This is a genomic window from Streptomyces sp. NPDC050416 (assembly GCF_044458845.1).
Lineage (GTDB): Bacteria > Actinomycetota > Actinomycetes > Streptomycetales > Streptomycetaceae > Streptomyces.
Window position 1 is genome coordinate 1 of sequence record NZ_JBITII010000012.1, and the last position, 18,719, is coordinate 18,719.

The 18,719-nt window shown below is 70.6% G+C and carries 18 protein-coding genes, 1 rRNA gene and 1 pseudogene; 7 read left to right on the plus strand and 13 right to left on the minus strand.

Annotated elements, in window-relative coordinates:
• A 5S ribosomal RNA gene (rrf, locus tag ACIBL4_RS31325) occupies nucleotides 1–91 on the plus strand; the annotation flags it as partial.
• A 59-nt stretch (nucleotides 92–150) separates the two neighbouring features.
• Here rrf and ACIBL4_RS31330 read toward each other — a convergent pair.
• From ACIBL4_RS31330 to ACIBL4_RS31345, 4 genes are read right to left on the minus strand one after another with little or no spacing between them, the layout of a single operon-like run.
• Entirely contained in the window at nucleotides 151–825 is a 675-nt protein-coding gene (locus ACIBL4_RS31330) for a response regulator (protein WP_399415157.1), read from the minus strand.
• On the minus strand, nucleotides 822–2,066 hold the full coding sequence (locus ACIBL4_RS31335; RefSeq protein WP_399415158.1) for a sensor histidine kinase: 1,245 nt from the start codon (nucleotides 2,064–2,066) through the stop codon (nucleotides 822–824). Before ACIBL4_RS31335 ends, ACIBL4_RS31330 begins: the two co-directional genes overlap by 4 nt.
• Before the next feature lie 24 nt (nucleotides 2,067–2,090).
• On the minus strand, nucleotides 2,091–2,870 hold the full coding sequence (locus tag ACIBL4_RS31340; RefSeq protein WP_399415159.1) for an ABC transporter permease: 780 nt from the start codon (nucleotides 2,868–2,870) through the stop codon (nucleotides 2,091–2,093).
• Entirely contained in the window at nucleotides 2,867–3,787 is a 921-nt protein-coding gene (locus ACIBL4_RS31345) for an ATP-binding cassette domain-containing protein (protein WP_399415160.1), read from the minus strand. Before ACIBL4_RS31345 ends, ACIBL4_RS31340 begins: the two co-directional genes overlap by 4 nt.
• A 94-nt stretch (nucleotides 3,788–3,881) precedes the next feature.
• Between ACIBL4_RS31345 and ACIBL4_RS31350 the strand changes: the two genes are divergently transcribed.
• Entirely contained in the window at nucleotides 3,882–4,445 is a 564-nt protein-coding gene (locus ACIBL4_RS31350; protein ID WP_399415161.1) for a GNAT family N-acetyltransferase, read from the plus strand.
• On the opposite strand, the gene ACIBL4_RS31355 is transcribed toward ACIBL4_RS31350, so the two are convergent.
• The 6 genes and pseudogenes from ACIBL4_RS31355 to ACIBL4_RS31380 all read right to left on the minus strand — a co-directional run bounded on the left by ACIBL4_RS31355 (nucleotide 4,434) and on the right by ACIBL4_RS31380 (nucleotide 11,772).
• Complete coding sequence (locus ACIBL4_RS31355; RefSeq protein ID WP_399415162.1) at nucleotides 4,434–6,146, minus strand: TraM recognition domain-containing protein; 1,713 nt, start codon at nucleotides 6,144–6,146, stop codon at nucleotides 4,434–4,436. The genes ACIBL4_RS31350 and ACIBL4_RS31355 overlap by 12 nt on opposite strands.
• Nucleotides 6,147–6,157: 11 nt before the next feature.
• A complete protein-coding gene (locus tag ACIBL4_RS31360) occupies nucleotides 6,158–7,567 on the minus strand; it encodes an ATP-binding protein (RefSeq protein ID WP_356927849.1) in 1,410 nt (469 codons plus the stop codon).
• A gap of 6 nt (nucleotides 7,568–7,573) precedes the next feature.
• Nucleotides 7,574–9,129: pseudogene (locus ACIBL4_RS31365) on the minus strand (SCO6880 family protein).
• On the minus strand, nucleotides 9,126–10,460 hold the full coding sequence (locus ACIBL4_RS31370; RefSeq protein WP_399415163.1) for a hypothetical protein: 1,335 nt from the start codon (nucleotides 10,458–10,460) through the stop codon (nucleotides 9,126–9,128). Before ACIBL4_RS31370 ends, ACIBL4_RS31365 begins: the two are co-directional and overlap by 4 nt.
• On the minus strand, nucleotides 10,450–11,277 hold the full coding sequence (locus ACIBL4_RS31375) for a hypothetical protein (RefSeq protein WP_399415164.1): 828 nt from the start codon (nucleotides 11,275–11,277) through the stop codon (nucleotides 10,450–10,452). The genes ACIBL4_RS31370 and ACIBL4_RS31375 overlap by 11 nt, the downstream gene beginning before the upstream one ends.
• A 186-nt stretch (nucleotides 11,278–11,463) precedes the next feature.
• Entirely contained in the window at nucleotides 11,464–11,772 is a 309-nt protein-coding gene (locus ACIBL4_RS31380) for a hypothetical protein (protein ID WP_003991275.1), read from the minus strand.
• Nucleotides 11,773–12,271: 499 nt separating this feature from the next.
• Between ACIBL4_RS31380 and ACIBL4_RS31385 the strand changes: the two genes are divergently transcribed.
• The 3 genes from ACIBL4_RS31385 to ACIBL4_RS31395 all read left to right on the plus strand — a co-directional run bounded on the left by ACIBL4_RS31385 (nucleotide 12,272) and on the right by ACIBL4_RS31395 (nucleotide 15,135).
• Complete coding sequence (locus tag ACIBL4_RS31385) at nucleotides 12,272–13,012, plus strand: trypsin-like peptidase domain-containing protein (protein WP_399415165.1); 741 nt, start codon at nucleotides 12,272–12,274, stop codon at nucleotides 13,010–13,012.
• A 156-nt stretch (nucleotides 13,013–13,168) separates the two neighbouring features.
• Complete coding sequence (locus tag ACIBL4_RS31390; RefSeq protein ID WP_356927844.1) at nucleotides 13,169–14,176, plus strand: NlpC/P60 family protein; 1,008 nt, start codon at nucleotides 13,169–13,171, stop codon at nucleotides 14,174–14,176.
• Nucleotides 14,177–14,421: 245 nt separating this feature from the next.
• Nucleotides 14,422–15,135: a phosphatase PAP2 family protein gene (locus tag ACIBL4_RS31395; RefSeq protein ID WP_399415166.1), complete on the plus strand. Its 714-nt coding sequence runs from the start codon at nucleotides 14,422–14,424 to the stop codon at nucleotides 15,133–15,135.
• Nucleotides 15,136–15,246: 111 nt separating this feature from the next.
• On the opposite strand, the gene ACIBL4_RS31400 is transcribed toward ACIBL4_RS31395, so the two are convergent.
• Entirely contained in the window at nucleotides 15,247–16,791 is a 1,545-nt protein-coding gene (locus tag ACIBL4_RS31400; RefSeq protein WP_399415167.1) for an FAD-dependent oxidoreductase, read from the minus strand.
• Nucleotides 16,792–16,876: 85 nt separating this feature from the next.
• On the minus strand, nucleotides 16,877–17,047 hold the full coding sequence (locus ACIBL4_RS31405; RefSeq protein WP_399415168.1) for a hypothetical protein: 171 nt from the start codon (nucleotides 17,045–17,047) through the stop codon (nucleotides 16,877–16,879).
• A 138-nt stretch (nucleotides 17,048–17,185) separates the two neighbouring features.
• Here ACIBL4_RS31405 and ACIBL4_RS31410 point away from each other — a divergent pair, with 138 nt between their 5' ends.
• Nucleotides 17,186–18,037, plus strand: a complete 852-nt coding sequence (locus tag ACIBL4_RS31410) for a hypothetical protein (RefSeq protein ID WP_399415169.1) — start codon at nucleotides 17,186–17,188, stop codon at nucleotides 18,035–18,037.
• A gap of 91 nt (nucleotides 18,038–18,128) precedes the next feature.
• Nucleotides 18,129–18,299: a hypothetical protein gene (locus ACIBL4_RS31415; protein ID WP_399415463.1), complete on the plus strand. Its 171-nt coding sequence runs from the start codon at nucleotides 18,129–18,131 to the stop codon at nucleotides 18,297–18,299.
• Nucleotides 18,300–18,316: 17 nt separating this feature from the next.
• Here the strand turns inward: ACIBL4_RS31415 and ACIBL4_RS31420 are convergent, their stop codons facing one another.
• Nucleotides 18,317–18,685, minus strand: coding sequence for a metal-sensitive transcriptional regulator (locus tag ACIBL4_RS31420; protein WP_399415170.1), 369 nt, complete (start codon nucleotides 18,683–18,685; stop codon nucleotides 18,317–18,319).
• Nucleotides 18,686–18,719: the final 34 nt, after the last annotated feature.

Below are 18,719 nucleotides of genomic sequence, written 5' to 3' on the forward strand. Positions count from 1 at the left end.
GCCCGGTTACATTCCGAACCCGGAAGCTAAGCCTTACAGCGCCGATGGTACTGCAGGGGGGACCCTGTGGGAGAGTAGGACGCCGCCGAACAATTATTGAAAAGGCCCACACCTTACGGTGTGGGCCTTTTTGCGTTTCTCGAGCGTGTTTCATGACGGCTGTACCAGCTTTGTGTCGTACGCCAGGATCACCGCCTGAATGCGGTCGCGGGAGCCCGTCTTCGCGAGGATGCGGCCCACGTGCGTTTTCACCGTCGACTCGGCCAGGTGGAGGCGCGTGGCTATCTCCGTGTTCGTCCAGCCCTGGCCGATGACCGTGAGGATTTCGCGTTCCCGGTCGGTGAGGGAAGCGAGACGGGGATCCTCCTGCGGCGGGGCTTCGGTTCGCGACGGGTCCGTCGGCAGGTGGTGGACGTAGGCGTCGAGGAGGCGGCGGGTCAGGCTGGGGGCGACCACCGCGTCTCCCGTGGCGACCGCGCGGATGCCGGCCAGGAGTTCCTCGGGCTGGGCGTCCTTGACGAGGAAGCCGGAGGCTCCTGCGCGGAGGCCGGCGTAGGCGTACTCGTCGAGGTCGAAGGTGGTGACGATCAGGATGCGGGTGCGGTCGCCGGCGGCGGTGATGCGGCGGGTCGCCTCGATGCCGTCCAGGCCGGGCATGCGAATGTCCATGAGGACGACGTCGGGGTGGAGCTCGGCCGCCAGGCGGACCGCTTCGCTGCCGTTCGTCGCCTCGCCCACGACCGTCATGTCGTCCTGGCTCTCCAGGAGCATGCGGGAGCCGAAGCGCTGGAGGGGCTGGTCGTCGGCGATGAGGACCGTGGTCACTGCGGGTTTTCCTCCGGGAGGTGTAGGCGGACGCGCCAGCCCTGCTCGGGGTGCGGGCGGGGGCCGGCCTCAAGTGTGCCGCCGTAGAGGGATGTTCGCTCGCGCATTCCGGGTAGTCCACGACCGTCTCGGGATGGGCCGTGAGTTCGGGTGGCGGTGCCTGTGTCCGTGATCGTTACGGTCACGGCGCCCGTGTCCTCGTAGGACAGCTCTATCTGCGCTGTGGCGTCGGGGCCGGCGTGTTTGAGGGTGTTGGTGAGGGCTTCCTGGATGACGCGGTAGACGGTGAGCTGGCGGCCTGGAGGGAGGGTGGGGCTGCCGTGGGTGGTGGCGTGGACGGGGAGGCCTGCGGAGCGGACGCCGTCGAGGAGGTGGCCGAGGTCCGTGAGGCCGGGTTGGGGGGTCAGGTCCGCCTGGTTCCGTTCGTCCTCCCGCATGACGTCCAGGAGGCGGCGGAGTTCGGTGAGGGCCTGGCGGCTGGTGGTGGCGATGGCGTCGAGGGCCTGGGCGGCGCGTTCCGGGGACTTGGCGGCCGCGTATCTGCCGCCGTCGGCGAGGCCGGTGATGACGGAGAGGTTGTGGCCGATGATGTCGTGCATCTCGCGGGCGATGCGGGCGCGTTCCGCGGCGGTGGCGAGGCGGGCCTGCTGGTCGCGTTCGGTCTCCAGGCGGCGGGCGCGGTCCTCCAGTGCCTCGGTGTAGTTGCGTCGGGTGCGGACCGTGATGCCGATGAGGGCGGCCACGGTGAGGGACATCAGCTGGGAGCCCAGCTGCTGGTCCCAAGTGCCCTCACCGTGGCGGGCGACCGATACGAGGACCGGTGCGATCACCAGGGCGGTCACCCACCACAGCTCGCGCAGGGGCCGGCGCAGGGCGATGTGGTAGACGACGGCGAGCTGGAGCAGGGCTGCCTGGAGTGCCGCGCCTGTCCAGGCGTTGAGGAGGGCGAAGAGGGCCATCGCGGCGAGGACGGCCCGGGGGTGGGTGCGTCGCCACAGGAGGGGGACCGAGAGACCGAGGCTCAGGGTGAGGAGGAGCCAGTTGGGGACGTCGAGGTTGTGGGCGTTGTGGCGCCAGCCGCCGCCGACGTAGTCGATCAGGGCCGCTGTCACCCAGAAGCCGGTGATGTGCGCGTCCCACAGCAGGGGGTGGCGTCGGTCGAAGGCGCGCAGCCTGCGGGTGAGGCGGTGTGCGTACTCGGTGAGGGGCTCCGGCGCCCGGTCTTCCGTCACGGGGTTCATCGTGCGGGTTTCCGATGCCGCTTGTCAGACGTCTCGGCGTCGTAGGACCGCCGCGGCCAGCATGAGGGTCACCGTCGTCCAGAGGATCATGGCGAGGAGGGCGGCGCCGGGGGAGGCCGTGCCGGGCAGGGGCTGGGCGGTGGTGAGGGTTTCCAGGGCCTTGCCGGGGAAGTAGCGGACGGCGTCGTCGACGATCTCGTACGGGAGCATGGCCAGGACCTCCGGGACGATCATGATGAGGCCGGTGAACGCGCCGATGGCCATCGGGACCGAGCGGAGCAGGGCGCCGATGCCGAGGGCGAGGACGGCGAGGAGGGTGAGGCCGGCCGCGTTGCCGGCGAGGGCGCGCAGGACGCCGGGGTCGCCGAGGGAGGCCGCCTGGTCGGTGCCGGTGAGGAAGGACTGGGCCAAGGGGAAGGTGACGAGGTTCGTCAGCAGGGCGAAGGGAAAGGCGATCGCGGCCAGGACGGCCGCCTTGGACCAGAGGACGGGCAGGCGGCGCGGGACGGCGGTCATCGTGGCGCGGATCTGACCCGTGGAGTACTCGCCGGCCGTGGCGAGGATGCCGAGCACGCCGAGGTTGATCGTGGCGAACTGGGTCCCGAGGAGGATGAACAGGACCGTGTCCATCGCGCCTTCGCCGGTGCCGTCGTAGGCGGCGGCCAGGCCCATGCCCATGGCGACGGTCAGCAGGCTCGTGGCGACAAGGGTGATCCAGGTGGAGCGCAGGGTCCGGAGCTTGTGCCACTCGGAGCGCAGGACGCGGGCCGGGGTCACGCGGTAGGGGAGGGTCGCCGTGATCATGCTGTCGCTCCTTCGAAGGTCGCCGTGTACTCCACCGCGTCGCGGGTGAGGTCCATGAACGCCTCCTCCAGGGAGGCGGCGTTGGGGGTCAGTTCGTAGACGGGGATGCCGTGGGCGGCTGCCGTGCGGCCGATGTGCTCGGCGTCCGTGCCGCGGACCTGGAGGGTGCCGGGGGTGTCGGTCGTGATGTCGACACCGGGCGCAGTGAGGAGGCGTAGGAGGTCGGGGGCGCGCGGGGTGACGACCTTGACGGTGCCCGTGCCGGAGTCGCGGACGAAGTCGGTGACCGTGGTGTCGGCGAGGAGGTGGCCGCGGCCGATGATGACGAGGTGCTCGGCGGTCAGGGCCATCTCGCTCATCAGGTGGGAGGAGACAAGGACCGTGCGGCCCTCGGCGGCGAGGGACTTCAGGAGGGTGCGGATCCACAGCACGCCCTCCGGGTCGAGGCCGTTGACCGGCTCGTCGAGGATGAGCGTGGCCGGGTCGCCGAGGAGGGCGGCGGCGATGCCTAGGCGCTGTCCCATGCCGAGGGAGAATCCCTTGACGCGGCGGTGGGCGACGTCGGTCAGGCCGGTGAGGGCGAGGACCTGCTCGACCCGGGTGCGGGGGATGCCGTGCGTGAGGGCGAGGGCGCGCAGGTGGTGGTAGGCCGTGCGGCCGGGGTGGACCGAGCGGGCCTCCAGCAGGGCGCCGACCTCCGTGAGTGGCGCGGGGTGGGTGGCGTAGGAGCGTCCGGCCACGGTGGCGTGGCCGCGGGTGGGGGCGTCGAGGCCGAGGATCATGCGCATGGTCGTGGACTTGCCGGCGCCGTTGGGGCCGAGGAAGCCGGTGACCGTTCCGGGGCGGACGGTGAAGGACAGGTCCGTGACGACCGTCCGGTCGCCGTAGCGTTTGGTCAGTTCGTGTGCCGTCAGCATGCTTCGATGCTCGTGCGTGCGGGGGCGGCGGGCGTCGGACCGGCGGTGGTAATCGGGGTGAGGGGTGTCGTACCCGGGTACTACCGTTGCCGGCATGAGCTATGTGATCCGGTCCGTCCGTGCTGATGAGTGGCCTGCGGCGAAGGAGCTGCGGCTCGCGGCGCTGCGGGATCCGGTGGCGCACCTGGCGTTCCTGGAGACGTACGAGGAGGCCGAGGCCCGGCCGGACTCCTTCTGGCAGGAGCGGACGGCGGGGGGTGCCGAAGGGGCCGATCAGGCTCAGCAGATCATCGCGGAGGGGCCCGACGGGCGGTGGGTGGGCACGCTGACCGTGCTCGTGGAGGAGCCCGGGACGACCGACTGGGCCGGGTTTCCGGTGGAGCGGAAGCAGGGGCACGTCGTCGGCGTGTTCGTACGGCCCGAGGAGCGCGGGAGCGGGCTGACCGAGGTGCTGTTCGACGCGGCCCTGGAGTGGGCGTGGGGGCGGGGTCTCGAACGGGTGCGTCTCATCGTGCACGAGGAGAACGGGCGGGCGCAGCGGTTCTATCGCCGGGCGGGGTTCCTGCCGAGTGGGCTGACCGTTCCTCTGGGGGACGCCCGGGAGCTGGAGTTCGTGCTGGAGCGGAGCTCCGCTGGGGTGCCGTTCTCAGACCGGTAGTTCGTCGTGCGGCCAGCGGGCGCGGCCCTGTTCGCGGGAGCGGAGCAGGGCCAGGGCCGGCATGCCCCGGTCCGCTCCGGTGGCCAGCAGCTCCGGGAGCTGCGGCAGCGGGGCCACGGCGGCGACGTCGTCCAGGACGAGGGTGAATGGTGGGTCGAGGCGACCGGAGGATGACCGTTCGGCCATGCGCCGGCCGCGCTCGACCACGCTGGAGACGAGGGCCGTCAGGAGGGGCATCGCGCCCGGGTTCGTCCTGGGGTCCTCGATGGATTCACCCACCACATAAAGCGTGCCCCCTTCGTCGACGAAGGAATCCAGGGCGAGGGCATCATTTCGGTTGGGAGTGCAGGCCTCGCGGATGTTGACCGTGGAGAGGGCCGCGAGGGCACGGGTCGTCAGATGCTGGGCCATGTCCCGGCGTTCGGGGTGTGCGGTGAGGGCGCCCTCGAGTTCGCCCGCGGAGCCGGGGGCGGCCTTGGGGTTGGTACGGAGGATGCGTACGGCGTCCTGGATCTGGGTGCCCTGGGACCAGCGGTGGACGTGTCGGATGGTGCGGCCGTCGATGGCTGCGGCGTGCAGGTAGCTCCGCAGGAGTGTCTCGGCGGTGTCGCTGAGGGCCTGGTCGAGTTTGGCGGTGGGGCGGACGGGGGCGAGGAGGGCGGTTGCTCTTCCCGTGGCTGTGGCCTTGTCCTCGCAGCCGGCGGTGGGGGACCAATGGAGGCGGGCGGGGGTGGCGCAGAGGTGGGTGGGGTCGTAGAGGTGGGTGGGGCCGAGTTTGGCGCGGGCGTCCTTGGTTTCCTGCCAGACGGCTGGGTTGGAGGTGACGATGAGGGCCGGGCCCTCGGCGTCGCGTACGGCCTGGGTGGCGGTGGTTTGGCGGGCTTCCCTTGGGGCTACGAGGATTTTTTCCCACCCGCCCACCCGTTCCTGCCCGAATGGAGAAGCAGGGCTCGCGGCCGCCGGCGTCGGAGCGAGGGGTGCCGTCGGCTCCGGGAGGTGCGTGGGTGCGGGGTCGGGGGCTGCGCGGCGGGGGGTGGGGACGTCGTGCTGCGCCGGCATGGGGGTGGGGTGCTGCGTCGATGCGGGGGTGGTGGTGTGCTGCGCCGGGGTCGGTACGTCGTGCGGCGTGGGTGTTGGTGCCGTGTGCTGCGTCGGCGCGGGGGCGTCGTGGTGCGTGGGTGTCGGCGCCATGTGCTGCGCCGATGCGGGGGCGTCGTACTGCGCCGGCGTCGGTGCCCTGTGCTGCTGTGCCGTCGGCATCTCGTGGTGTGTGGGGCCACCTGCCCCGTACGCGACCCCCGTCGGATCCGGCGGGGCCATCCTCTCCGCCCGGCGCCTCGCGCGGACTGCTCGCCATCTGGCCAGCGTGCCCATCACGAACACCGTCACGACGATCAGGATCATCAGCTGGCCGATGAACAGGCCCCAGAACAGGCCGTAGCCCGAGAGTTCGCCGGGGGGTGTGTCGGGCCAGGCGCCGGGGATGTCGTGGGGCTGGGCGATGAGGCCGCGCATGGCCAGGGGCGTGCGGGTGAAGGTGACGCCGGACGGCCAGGAGCCGTGGGCGAACAGGGCGGCGAGGCCGGTGGCCGTCCACACCAGCAGGGTCATGCCGAGGAGGAACGCGAGTATGCCGACCAGCAGGCCGTCGGGGATGCCTCCCTGGCTGTCGCGCTGTGTGCGGCGGTCGTCCGGTCTCACGCGTCCTCCCCCTATGCCACCGTCGATTCGGAGTCGCCCAGGTGGTGCTCCACGAAGGCCGCCGCCCGTTCCTCCGCCTCGAGTTCGGCGGCGCGCAGGGCGTCGTCCTCGAGTTGGGCGGAGGACTCGGTCATCGCACGGTCGGTGAAGACCAGGGGGCGTTCGGTCTCCGTGACCAGGTGTTTGACGACCTGGACGTTGCCGTTGACGTCCCAGACGGCGATGCCGGGGGTGAGGGTGGGGATGATTTCCACCGCCCAGCGGGGGAGGCCCAGGACGCGGCCCGTGGCTCTGGCCTCGTCGGCTTTCTGGGCGTAGATCGTTCTCGTCGAGGCCATTTTCAGGATCGCCGCGGCCTCCTTGGCCGCCGCGCCGTCGACGACGTCGGAGAGGTGGTGGACGACCGCCACGAAGGACAGGCCGAGCCGGCGGCCGAACTTCAGCAGGCGCTGGAACAGCTGGGCGACGAAGGGGCTGTTGATGATGTGCCAGGCCTCCTCGACCAGGAAGATGCGCTTCTTCCGGTCGGGGCGGATCCAGGTGTGCTCCAGCCAGACGCCGACGATCGCCATGAGGATGGGCATGGCGATGGAGTTGCGGTCGATGTGGGAGAGGTCGAAGACGATGAGCGGGGCGTCGAGGTCGATGCCGACCGTGGTCGGGCCGTCGAACATGCCGCGCAGGTCACCGTCGACGAGTCGGTCCAGGACCAGTGCGACGTCCAGGCCCCAGGCCCGTACGTCGTCTATGGCGACGTTCATCGCCTCGGCCGACTCGGGCTCGGGGTGACGCAGCTGCTCGACGATGTCGGTGAGGACGGGCTGGCGGTCGACGATGGTCTCGTTGACGTAGGCGTGCGCGACCTTGAGGGCGAAGCCGGAGCGTTCGTCCAGGCCGTGGCCCATCGCGACCTCGATGATCGTGCGGAGCAGCGCGAGCTGGCCCGTGGTCGTGATCGCGGGGTCGAGCGGATTGAGGCGGATCCCCATGTCCAGGGCGGCCATCGGGTCCAGGCGGATGGGAGTTATCCCCAGCTCCTGGGCGATGAGGTTCCATTCGCCCACGCCGTCCTCGCCCTGGGCGTCCAGGACGACGACCTGGCGGTCGCGGAAGCGGAGCTGGCGCAGGACGTACGTCTTCTCCAGCGCCGACTTGCCGTTGCCGGACTCGCCGAGGACCAGCCAGTGGGGGGCGGGGAGCTGCTGGCCGTAGAGCTGGAAGGGGTCGTAGATGTAGCCCTTGCCGGAGTACACCTCGCGGCCGATGATGACGCCGGAGTCGCCGAGGCCGGGGGCGGCGGTCGGGAGGTAGACCGCCTGGGCCTGGCCCGTGGACGTGCGCACCGGGAGCCGGGTCGTCTCGACCTTCCCGAAGAGGAAGGACGTGAAGGCGTCGGTGAGGACGGACAGCGGGTCCCGCATCAGGTCCTACCTCCGAATGCCGGTGGCGAAGGGAAGGGTGTTCACGAAGGCGCGGTGGTGCTCGCGGTCGCACCATTCCAGCTTCAGGTACGACTTGCCTGCTGAGGCCCTTATCGTGCGCTTGTCGCGGGCGAGGGCCTCGGGGGAGCGCGAGGAGCGGTGATGTAGCCGACGAGGTTCACCCCGGCGGCGCCGCTGGCGAGGTCCTCGCCGCGCTGGTCGAGCCGGGAGTTCGCGGCCACGTCGCGCGGGTCGATGGTGCGGTTCATCTTGGCGGCGCGGGACGCCTCGGCCTCGTCGTTGGTCTTCTCCGTGAGCATGCGCTCGATGGCGACCTCGGTGGGTTCGAGGTCCATGGTGACGGCGACCGTGCGGATGACGTCCGGGGTGTGGACGAGCAGCGGGGCGAGGAAGTTGACGCCGACGGGGGTCATCGGCCACTCCTTCACCCAGGCCGTGGCGTGGCACCAGGGGGCGCGGGTGGAGGACTCGCGGGTCTTGGCCTGGAGGTAGGTGGGCTCCATGGCGTCCAGCTCGGCCGGCCAGGCATTACGTTTCGTCATGGCCTGGATGTGGTCGATCGGGTGGTCCGGGTCGTACATGGAGTGGATCAGTGAGGACAGTCTGCTCTGGCCGAGGGGCTGCCGTACGCGGATGTCGGCCTCCTGCAGGCGCGAGCAGATGTCGGTGAGCTCGCGGGCCATGACGACGGCGAGTCCGGCGTCCCGGTCGACCTTGCCGCCGTGGGCGCGGGCGGCCCGGGCCATGGCATTGGCCTCGGCGGCGAGGTCGCGGGTGTAGTGCATGCAGGCGACGAGGTAGGCGCGGTGCTGCTCGCTGCTGGTGGACACCATCGACTGGAGCTGGTCGTACGACTGCTGCAGCCATGCCGGGGCTTTGTCGTCCCCGCGTACGGAGACGTCCTTGGCGTGGGCGTCCGGGTCGGCGGGGAGGGTGCGGGCGAGCATCTGGAGGCGGGTGACGAAGCCGTCGCCGTTGGCCACGTGCTTGAGCAGGGTGCCGAAGCGGTCGACGAGGGCCTCCTGGTCCTCGCTGTCGCGCAGGCCGACGCCGGGGCCCTCGATCTCGATGGCGGCGGTGACGGTCTTGCGGTCGGCGTGCAGCAGGACGGCGATCTCGTCGGGGCCGAAGGGGGCGGCCAGCCAGGTGATGCGGCCGATGCCCGGGGGCGGTCCGACCTCGATCTCCCGCCCGTCGAGCCGGGTGCCGGCCTCGATGACGGAGGAGCGGTAGGTGGCGCCCTGCTTCAGGGTGCGCTTGTAGCTGCGGTTGATCTCGAACCACTTGTAGAACGTGCGGTGCTTGTACGGCACGTACACGGCGGCCAGCGCCAGCATCGGGAATCCGGCGAGCAGCACGATGCGCAGGGACAGTACGGGGACGAGGAGCCCGCACATCATGCCGAGGAACGCGCCGACGACGATCAGGGCGATCTCGCCGGTCTCGCGGTTGCGGCCGATGATCGCGTTCGGCCGGGCGCGGCCGATCAGATACGTACGGCGGGGCGTGACCGGATGGGACACGTGGGACTCGGTCGTCAACGCCCTTCACCTCCCGTGCGGTTGGTACTGCTGTTGCGGGTGCTGCTGGCGTGGGGAGTGTTGACGGGGCTGCTCGAACGGGGTGCGGGTGCGGCGGAGGGGATAGATCCGCCGCCGCCGTCCGAGGGGCGCGCGCTGTGCGCGGCGACGCCGCCGGAGGCGGGGTTGCTGGGGCGGGGGGCGGAGGACTGGCTGCCTCCGCCGTTGTTGTCGGCGCGGGTGCTGTGGGTCTTGATGCCCTGCGCGACCAGGGACGCCGGGGAGCTGATGACGGCCGCGGCCTTGCCCTCGGCGCCCTGCATGATGCGGTTGTTGCGGGAGCCGGCGATCTCGTCGCCGAAGCCGGGGACGAAGCGGTAGATCATCGCGCTGGCGAAGATGGCGAGCAGGATGATGGCCAGGCCGGAGACGACGGCGGAGAAGGCGTCGGGGCCGTCGTCGGCGGAGAGCGCGCCGGCGAGGCCGAGGACGATGACGATGACCGGCTTGATGAGAATGACCGCGATCATGATGCCCGCCCAGCGGCGGACGTGGCCCCAGAGGTTCTTGTCGACGAGGCCGGCGTAGACGACGGTGCCGAGGAGGGCGCCGACGTAGAGGAGCGCCGCCCGGATGACGAGCTCCAGCCACAGCACTCCGGCGGCGAGGATGCTGACCAGGGAGACGACGATCAGCATGATCGGGCCGCCGCCGATGTCCTCGCCCTTCTTGAGGGCCTCGGAGAACGTGCCGAAGAAGGCGTCGGTCTGGTCGCCGGTGGCTTTGGCGAGGACCTCGGTGACGCCGTCGGTGGCCGATACGACCGTGTAGAGGATCAGGGGGGTGAAGGCGGAGGCCAGCACCGTGAGCCACAGGAATCCGATGGCCTCGGACAGGGCGGTGGTCAGGGGGACGCCGCGGACGGCTCGCTTGGCTACGGCCAGGAGCCAGAGCAGGAGCGTGAGGATGGTCGACGCGGCGAAGACGACGGCGTACTGCTGGAGGAACTTGGGGTTCGTGAAGTCGACGTTCGCCGTGTCCTTCACGGCGTCGCTGAGTTTGTCGACGGTCCAGGAGGCGGCGTCGGCACAGCCCTTGGCGAGGGAGGAGAGGGGGTCGAGGGTGGAGGTGGGGTCCAGGCGGGAGGTGCCGCCGGATCGATTGGCGCCGCTTCCGGTGTCTCCTTCGCAGATCTCCCTGGCCCTGCCGGAGAGCAGGGAGCAGTTGTCGTTGCTGGGTGTGGGCGACGGCGTGGGGGCGGCGACGGCTCGGCCGGCGAGCAGGACGACGGAGGCCTGTACGGCTGTGAGGGTCGCGGCGAGCTTGGCTGCGCGGCGTGGGCTACCGGGCATACGTGAACCCTCCGAACTCCTCGACGGCCTTGGAGATGTCGTCCGACGTCGACACCTTGTTGTCGCCGTTGACCGGCGCGGGGCCTTCCTTCTGGGAGAAGCTGTCGACCTTCCAGTCGCCGTCGGTCCAGCGCAACTGGAGGGTCATGGTGAACCAGTCGCTGGTGACCGGGTTCTGCGAGCTCTCCCCCGTCATCCCGTAGACGCCCGTGCACCAGACCTCGACGGTGGCGGTGCTGCCCCCGTAGTCGGTGACCTTGGTGCCGACGGGCATGGTGCGGGAGACATAGGTGCTGCCCTTCGGCGCGTTGCCGTTCGCGTCCAGGCCGACCTTGTCCAGGAACGCCTTGTCGTACACCTGGTCGAGGTTTCTCTCCAGCTCGGAGACTCTGCCGGCGTCGAACACCTGACGGACGATCTCGGGACGCCGTGCGGGCTTGAGGATGTCGGCCGAGACGAGCACCACCGCATAGTTCGCCGCCGCGCTCTCCGCCCCCTCCTGGTCCTGGGCGAAGCCCGACGGGATGCCGGCTGCCGACTTGGACCGGACGGGGCGTTGGCCGGAGGGGGCCGTGGCCGTCGTCTCCGGCTTGTCGGCGTTGGTGCCTGCTGATGAGGAGCCGTCGTCGCCGCGGTTCGCGAAGGCGATCGCGGCGATGAGGAGGACCACTACGCCGACCACCGTGACCAGGCTGCGGGACGACGAGCGGGGACGGCGGGTGCCGTAGGGGTCGGCTCCGGTGTCGGGCAGGCGGGTGCGGGTCTGGCCCGTGCCGCCGTAGCCGCCGGAGGCCTCGTGCTCGTCACCGAGACTCATGCCGCGTACGCCCCTTCGACGTCGTACCGCTCGTACTCCTCGTACGACGGTAGCCGTGCTGGTTCCCGCGCGGACGCGGTGTGGTGACTCGACATCAGGGAAACGCAACCTTCGCCGGTGGGCACGACGGGCGGGTGGGATGGAGGGGGAGCCGGGCGTGCCCGGCCGGGGCGGGTGGGGCCCGGCCTACACGGCCATGCCGTACACGATGGTGAAGAGCGTGCCGAGCGAGCCGATGATGAAGACTCCGGTGAGGCCCGCGATGATGAGGCCCTTGCCCTGCTCCGCGCTGAAGGTGTCCCGCAGGGCGGTGGCACCGATGCGCTGCTTGGCGGCGCCCCAGATGGCGATGCCGAGGCAGAGCAGGATGGCCACCGCCATCACGACCTCGATCATCACCTTGGCCTCGTTGCCCAGGCTGCCGAAGGGGCCCCAGTCCGGAGCGATCCCGCCGATGATCGTGTTGATGTCTCCCTTGTCGGCCGCAAAGAGCATGTAAGTCACCGCCCCTGTTGGGTAGTTCCGCATCCTCTGCGGTCGTGCAGAGGTCAGGCCTCATTCTCGCCGACAATGACGCTGCCGGATGTCGACTTGGCGTCATTGATTGGCGGGTTTCGTACGAATACCTTGCCACCGTTCCGCGCCGGCCCCTAAGGGAGGCGACGGACGGTGTACGAAGGATCGTATGGTCACTCTGTGTATCACGGCGTGTCACGCCGGGCAATGAGGCCTGAGCGAAACCTGTCGTGAGGTTCCGTCGTTGTGCCCTTCTACTGCCTGCGTCACCTTGCCGGGCCGTTTCTGACGGTCGGTCGGGTGGGCGGTCGTCCCGGTGTTCTCCGGGTGAAGGCTACCTGGCGCGGTGAACGGGCCGCGGCTGGGCTGCCGTGGCCCGTTCCTCCCGCGTTACGTCCGTGACGGTCTGTCACGAGGGGGAGGCCTCGGCAGGAGACGTCTGACGTTTCTCTCACCTTCGTCGGACACAGTGGCGCCGATGAAGCGCGTCCTCTCCCTTGCCGTGGTCCTGGTCGCCCTCGTCTCCGCGTCCAGTGCGGTGGCCGATGACGGGGCCGGGCCCTTCGGGGTGACCGTCGCCGCGGGGGCGGATGCGGGGAGCGTGCGGGTCGGGGTGTTCGTCCCCGCCGGGCGGGCCGCCCGGCCGGCCGGTGCGCACTTCTGCACCGCGTCCGTGGTGCGGGCGCCGCATCGCGATCTCCTCGTCACCGCGGCGCACTGTCTGGACGGGCGCGGGGCGCTCGTGTTCGTGCCCGGGTACCGCGAGGGGCGTGCGCCGTACGGGGTGTGGAAGGTGAAGCGGCGGTTCATGCCCCGTGGGTGGGTCCAGGGGCGGCGGGAGGACAGTGACGTGGCGTTCGCCGTGGTCGCGCCGCGGGGCGGGAAGGGTGTCGAGGATGTCGTCGGCGGGTACCGGTTCGCCGCCGGTACGGCCACCGGGGCGACGGCCGTGACCCTCACCGGATACCCCGACTCCCGCGAGACGCCCGTGAGCTGCACCAACAAGCCGACGGCGCACAGTCCCACCCAGCAGCGCATCGCCTGCCCGGGGTTCGCGGGCGGCACCAGCGGAAGCCCCTGGGTGAACGGGGACGGGCAGGTCGTGGGGGTCCTCGGCGGCCATGACGACGGCGGGACGACCCCCGACGTCTCCTACAGCGTGGTGCTCCGTGCGGAGGCGGAGCGGCTGTACCGGGAGGCGGCGGGCGGTGACGCGTGACGGGTGACGGGTCGGTGCGCCGGGTGCCCCCGGCGTGCGGACCCGTGCTGTCGGCCGTCCCCCCTCCGCCCCGACTCTCCTCCCCGTGATCATTCCGGCGTACGGCGGCCGCCTCTACACTGACCAGGCGACGGACTCCTGGCCGGCGAGGGGCGGTTGACGGTGCGTAAGGCATGGATCGTGGCGAGTGTTGCGATCAGCTCCGCCCTGGCCTTCGTGATGCTGCTCGTCGTCGGGGTCTACATCGTCGCCGGGAACCTGGTCAACGGGGCCGCCGGTGGGGCGAAGGCGCTGGCCAAGGGGGCGGTGCCCGCCGCGTACGCGGATCTCGTGAGGAAGTGGGGCAATCTCTGTCCCGCCATCAGTCCGGCCCTGCTCGCCGCCCAGCTCTACCAGGAGAGCGGGTTCAACCCGAGGGCCCAGAGCCACGCGGCCGCCCAGGGCATAGCGCAGTTCATCCCCGGCACCTGGGCCTCCCACGGCATCGACGGCGACGGGGACGGCGACCGGGACGTGTGGGACCCGAAGGACGCGATTCCCTCCGCGGCCTCGTACGACTGCGAACTCGCGTCGTACGTGAAGAAGGTGGGCGGGAATCTGACTGAAAACATGCTGGCCGCGTACAACGCGGGGGCATACGCGGTGATCAAGTACGGGGGCGTGCCGCCGTACACCGAGACCCGGAACTACGTGAAGAGGATCACGACGCTCTCGGAGAGCTTCGCGGCGCCCGTCGGGCGGGTCGACCCCTCCGAGCAGGCCGCCGGTGCCATCGAGTACGCGCAGAAGAAGCTGGGCACGCCCTATCTGTGGGGCGGCACCGGCACCGCTGAGCAGGGCGGACGCTTCGACTGTTCGGGACTGACCCAGGCCGCCTACGAGACCGTCGGCATCAAGCTGCCGCGCGTCGCCAACGACCAGTACAACGCCGGGCCGCACCCCGCGCGGGACGAACTGCTCCCCGGCGACCTCGTGTTCTTCTCGGACGACCTCACCAATTCGCGTGCCATCCGGCATGTCGGCATTTATGTCGGAGGTGGGTACATGATCGACGCGCCGCGAACGGGTGCGGTGATCCGGTTCGACCCGATCGACACCCCCGACTACTTCGGGGCCACCCGGGTCACCGAAGATGGCGCGAAAGCACTGCCCACAACGGTGTGAGCCGAGCGTGAACCCGCCCCCTGAGCTGCGAAGACGTGTCTCTCTTCGATAACGTCTGCGTGATCATTCGGTGGAGTGTGGAACGTATCGACGGGGACCATGCGTTCCTGGTGACGTAGCCGAGCGGACGTGAGTCGGCACGTGTCAGGGACGCGTGCAGCGGAAGCGGATCTACAACCACGGGGGTGGGAGGAACGGCGCACACTCAGGTGCGCCGGGAGAGACGACGAAGGGGCCGCAGCATCATGGCTGGACTCGCCGCATCCGGGTCGAACCCCGACGTCGACCTGCTCTATGACATCAATGGCCTGGCCAAGGACGCGCCGCCGTGGTTCGACCGGGTCATGGAGTTCGTCGGCGAGTACGGGTTGTTGTTCGCCATCGTCCTGCTCGTGCTCTGGTGCTGGTGGTCCGTGCGGCGCCGGGGCGAGGAGGACGCGGCGTCCTCCGTCGCGGCGCTGGTCTGGGCGCCGCTCGCGGCGGGGATCGCCGTGCTGGTCAACGTGCCGATACGGGGGTTCGTGGAGCGGCCCCGGCCGTTCCTCGACCATCAGGGGCTCGAGGTGCTCGTCAGCGGCAAGAACGACTACTCGTTCGTGAGCGACCACGCGACGATCGTCATGGCGATGGCGGTCGGACTGTTCGTGGCGAACCGGAAGTTCGGGCTGGTCGCGTTGGTGCTGGCCGTGTTCGGCGGGTTCATTCGCGTCTACATGGGTGTGCATTACCCGACCGATGTGGTGGGCGGGTTCGCGCTGGGGACGGCTGTGGCGTTGCTGTTGTCGCCGGTGGCGATGGCGTTGCTGACGCCGGTTGTCCGGGCTGTTGAGCGGTCGCCTCGGGTGGGGTGGCTTGTGCGGAGTCGTGGGCGCGGCGACGCCGGTGACGGGCCGGACGCGGTAGCTCCTGGGGCTCGCAGTGAGCGGGCCGGGGCTTCTGAGCGGGACCTTGCCGCTTAGTTCTCGGCGTTGGTGCCGGGGCGGGGTGCGCTCCCACCCCGGCCGCCTGGGGGCACTTCCCAGGCCCTTAAGGCACTGGGGGAGGCACGACTGCCCGCAGCTCAGCGGGTCCTAGAGCGCCTGCGGGTACGTGAAGAAGCGGGTCGGGTCGTACTGCTTCTTCAGTTTTGTCAGGCGGGTTGCCGCGTCGCCGTAGTACGCCTTGCGCCAGTTGGTCAGGGTCGGGTCCGTGTAGTTCTGGTAGGCCGCTCCTGAGGCGTACGGGCGCATGGACTTGTGGGCAGAGGCCAGCCAGTCGCGGGCCGTGGTGCCCGTCGTGCCCGGGCGCCAGGCGGCGATGTACTGGGCCAGCATGCGGGAGCGGCGGTGGACGAAGGCCGTGGAGGTCGGGGAGACCCGGTTCACCGCTCCGCCGAGGGCCGTGAGGGCGATGCTGCCCGTGCCGCCGCGTACCGACCTGATCTGGGACAGCAGGGTGCGGATGCCGGCCGCGGACAGGGAGCGGTCGAAGAAGTCCGACGCCGCGGCGTACGTCTCGCGCCCCAGCGCGCCCTGCGGGGAACGGCCCGGGGTGGAGCCGGGCAGATGGCACTGGGCGTCCGTCGGGAACGAGGAGCAGCCGGCGTACACCTCCATCGACTCCTCGTACGAGCGGCGCCGCAGGGAGACGCTGCTCGCCGGGGCGCCGACGCGGTCGGCGAGGCGGTCGACCGCGTTCTTCAGCTCGCCGTAGGTGCCCAGGGAGAAGGCCGCGACGGAGACGGTCGGGTTGCCGCCGGCGGCGTTCGCCAGGTGGAGGGAGGACCAGATCTCGTCGGGCTGTGAGGGGCCCCACTCCTGCCAGGCCTTCACCACCGCGGCCGCCTTCGACCCCGGCCAGGACAGGTACGCCGAGACGCCCTGCGGGGCCGGGTGGGTCTTGAAGTGCAGTTCCGTCACCACGCCGAAGTTGCCGTTGCCGGCGCCGCGCAGGGCCCAGAAGAGGTCCTTGTGCTCGCGGGCGTCGGCGGTGAGCTGCTTGCCGTCCGCGGTGATCAGGGTGGCGCGGGTGAGGCTGTCGCAGGTCAGGCCGTAGGCGCGGGAGACCACGCCGTGTCCGCCGCCGAGGGTGAGGCCGGAGACGCCGACGGTGGGGCAGGAGCCGGCGGGGATCGTGACGCCCTTGGCGGCCAGCGCGCGGTAGACGTCGATGAGTTTGGCGCCGGCGCCGACCACCGCCGTGTTGCCGGAGGCCCGGACGCGGTTGAGCTTCGAGACGTCGATGATCAGACGGCCGTCGCCGGAGGACCAACCGGCGTAGGAGTGGCCGCCGTTGCGGATCGCCACGCGCAGGGAGTGGCCGCGGGCGTAGGCCAGAGCGGTACGGATGTCGTCCGGGTGGGACACGTACGCGACCGCGGCGGGCTTGAGCGTGTCGAAACGGGTGTTGTAGAGCTGCCGGGCCGTTTTCCAGTCGGCGTCGCCCGGCCGGACGAGGGGGCCGTCGAGGTCGCGCGCGAGGGCGGACCAGTCGGCGGCGGTGCTCTTGGTGGCGGCGGTTCTGGCGGTGGCCGTGGTCCTGGCGCGGGTGTCCGATGTCGTGCAGGCGGCGGTGAGGGGGGTTGCGGCCGCGGCGATGCCCGCCGTGCCGACTGCGAGGAATGTACGCCGTTCCATGGGGCCTCCCGGTGGTTCCGTCGTGGGAGACGGGGTGGTGGGGGCGAGGGTTCCATACGGAGCCCGTCGCCCGGTGACGACCGCGTCAGCCGGACCGGTGGTTCTCCGCGTCCGTGCGTGCCTGGCTTCTCGCTCGTCTGGCCGGGCCGTACCAGCCGCAGGTGCAGCGGGCCATGCAGAAGCGGCCTTTCTCCTGTGTCGTCGTGCGGTGTTCCGGGAGGTTGGGGGGAGCTTCCAGCCCTTCCTGCTGCGCCACGGCGACCACGTTACCCAGCGCGGGTAAAGGCTTCGTATGCCGGCTGCCGCGGGCTCGCGTGACGGGGGCACATACCGGTCGTTAACCGGAACAACAAGGGGGCCCGTGACGGACGTACCGGCTGGGGGTAGGCAGGCGATGACTGGGCGGCAGCGGGAACGGCGGCGCGGGCGGACGGGTGCGGCGGTCGTCGCGGCCGGCGTCGTGGCCGGGGTGGGGCTGGGGGCCGGAGGGTGCGCGAGCGGTGACGCGCTGGCCGGTGACGCCCGGGGCGGGGACGCGGTCGTCGTACTGCACCGGGCCGCGGACCGGCTGGTGGAGGCGGGGAGTTCGAAGGCCCGGACGTCGATGGAGATGGCCGCCGGCGGGACCCGGGTGACCATCCGGGGCGCGGGGGGCTACGACTACCGGCAGCGGATGGGGCGGCTGAAGGTGCTGCTGCCGCAGGATCCCGCGGGGGCCGCCGAGCGCCGGCCCATCACCGAACTGCTCGCGCCGGGAGCGCTCTTCATGAAGAACCGGGGCGCCGGTGTGCCCCCGGACAAGTGGGTGCGGGTGGAGACGCGGGCCCTGTCCGACGGGAACCTCGTCACCGGCGGGGCCACCGATCCGTTCACGGCGGCCGAGGTGCTGCGCGGGACGCGGGCGGCGAAGTTCGTGGGCCGGACCGAGGTCGCGGGCACCGGGGTGCGGCACTACCGGGGCACGGCGGATCTCGGCGCCGCCGCGAAGAAGGCCTCCGACGGCAACAAGGCGTCCCTGAGCGCGGCGGCGAAAGGGTTCGCCACGGCCGAAGTGCCGTTCGACGTCTACCTCGACGACGAGGGACGGATCCGCAAGGTCCGGCACCGGTTCAGCTTCGTGAGCGGGCAGCAGAAGAGCCCCGTGGCCGTCGCCTCGACCACGTTGCTCTACGATTTCGGGGCCCCGGTGCGCGTACGGCTGCCGGACACCGACGACATCTACACGGGCAAGATCGCCGAGGAGTGACCGGCGCGAACTAGCCCGTCCGTGCCATGCGCGGTGTGTAGGCCGCTCCCTACTCTAGGAAGTCGGTAACGGCAGAGACGAGGTGATGCACGTGGCTCCGGTCGGCGGTACGGCAGTTCAGGACCACGTGGCCCTCGCCGAGATCGAGCTGTGCGGAGAGCTGATCATCGCGGCATCGGCCGCCGACGAGGAGCGGCTCAGCCTGGAGAGCATCGACGAGGTGCTGAAAGTGGCCGAGGAGCGCGACACCTCCAGGCGCTGAACGGGGAGAAGCCCGGCTCAGGTCCGCAGCATGCGGGCGATCGCCTGGGTCGCCTCCTTCACCTTCGCGTCGATCTCGTCGCCGCCCTTGCTCGCTGCGTCGGCGACGCAGTGGCGCAGGTGCTCCTCCAGCAGTTGGAGGGCGAAGGACTGCAGGGCCTTGGTGGAGGCGGAGACCTGGGTGAGTATGTCGATGCAGTAGACGTCCTCGTCGACCATCCGCTGCAGGCCGCGGATCTGCCCCTCGATGCGGCGCAGGCGCTTGAGGTGCTCGTCCTTCTGCTTGTGGTACCCGTGCACGCCCCGGTCGTGGTCGGTCACGACATCCGCTGCGGCGGTGACATCCGTGACATCCCCGGCATTCGTAACGTCGGTCACGTCCGTCATCGCGTCCTCCTGGTGGGCTGTGCGCCGACATATG

Bases quoted from the DNA above. Each gene is read 5' to 3' on its own strand.
- ACIBL4_RS31335 (WP_399415158.1), bottom strand. From the start codon at position 2,066: ATGAACCCCGTGACGGAAGACCGGGCGCCGGAGCCCCTCACCGAGTAC.
- ACIBL4_RS31340 (WP_399415159.1), bottom strand. From the start codon at position 2,870: ATGATCACGGCGACCCTCCCCTACCGCGTGACCCCGGCCCGCGTCCTG.
- ACIBL4_RS31345 (WP_399415160.1), bottom strand. From the start codon at position 3,787: ATGCTGACGGCACACGAACTGACCAAACGCTACGGCGACCGGACGGTC.
- ACIBL4_RS31350 (WP_399415161.1), top strand. From the start codon at position 3,882: ATGAGCTATGTGATCCGGTCCGTCCGTGCTGATGAGTGGCCTGCGGCG.
- ACIBL4_RS31360 (WP_356927849.1), bottom strand. From the start codon at position 7,567: ATGCGGGACCCGCTGTCCGTCCTCACCGACGCCTTCACGTCCTTCCTC.
- ACIBL4_RS31370 (WP_399415163.1), bottom strand. From the start codon at position 10,460: ATGCCCGGTAGCCCACGCCGCGCAGCCAAGCTCGCCGCGACCCTCACA.
- ACIBL4_RS31375 (WP_399415164.1), bottom strand. From the start codon at position 11,277: ATGAGTCTCGGTGACGAGCACGAGGCCTCCGGCGGCTACGGCGGCACG.
- ACIBL4_RS31380 (WP_003991275.1), bottom strand. From the start codon at position 11,772: ATGCTCTTTGCGGCCGACAAGGGAGACATCAACACGATCATCGGCGGG.
- ACIBL4_RS31385 (WP_399415165.1), top strand. From the start codon at position 12,272: ATGAAGCGCGTCCTCTCCCTTGCCGTGGTCCTGGTCGCCCTCGTCTCC.
- ACIBL4_RS31395 (WP_399415166.1), top strand. From the start codon at position 14,422: ATGGCTGGACTCGCCGCATCCGGGTCGAACCCCGACGTCGACCTGCTC.
- ACIBL4_RS31400 (WP_399415167.1), bottom strand. From the start codon at position 16,791: ATGGAACGGCGTACATTCCTCGCAGTCGGCACGGCGGGCATCGCCGCG.
- ACIBL4_RS31410 (WP_399415169.1), top strand. From the start codon at position 17,186: ATGACTGGGCGGCAGCGGGAACGGCGGCGCGGGCGGACGGGTGCGGCG.
- ACIBL4_RS31420 (WP_399415170.1), bottom strand. From the start codon at position 18,685: ATGACGGACGTGACCGACGTTACGAATGCCGGGGATGTCACGGATGTC.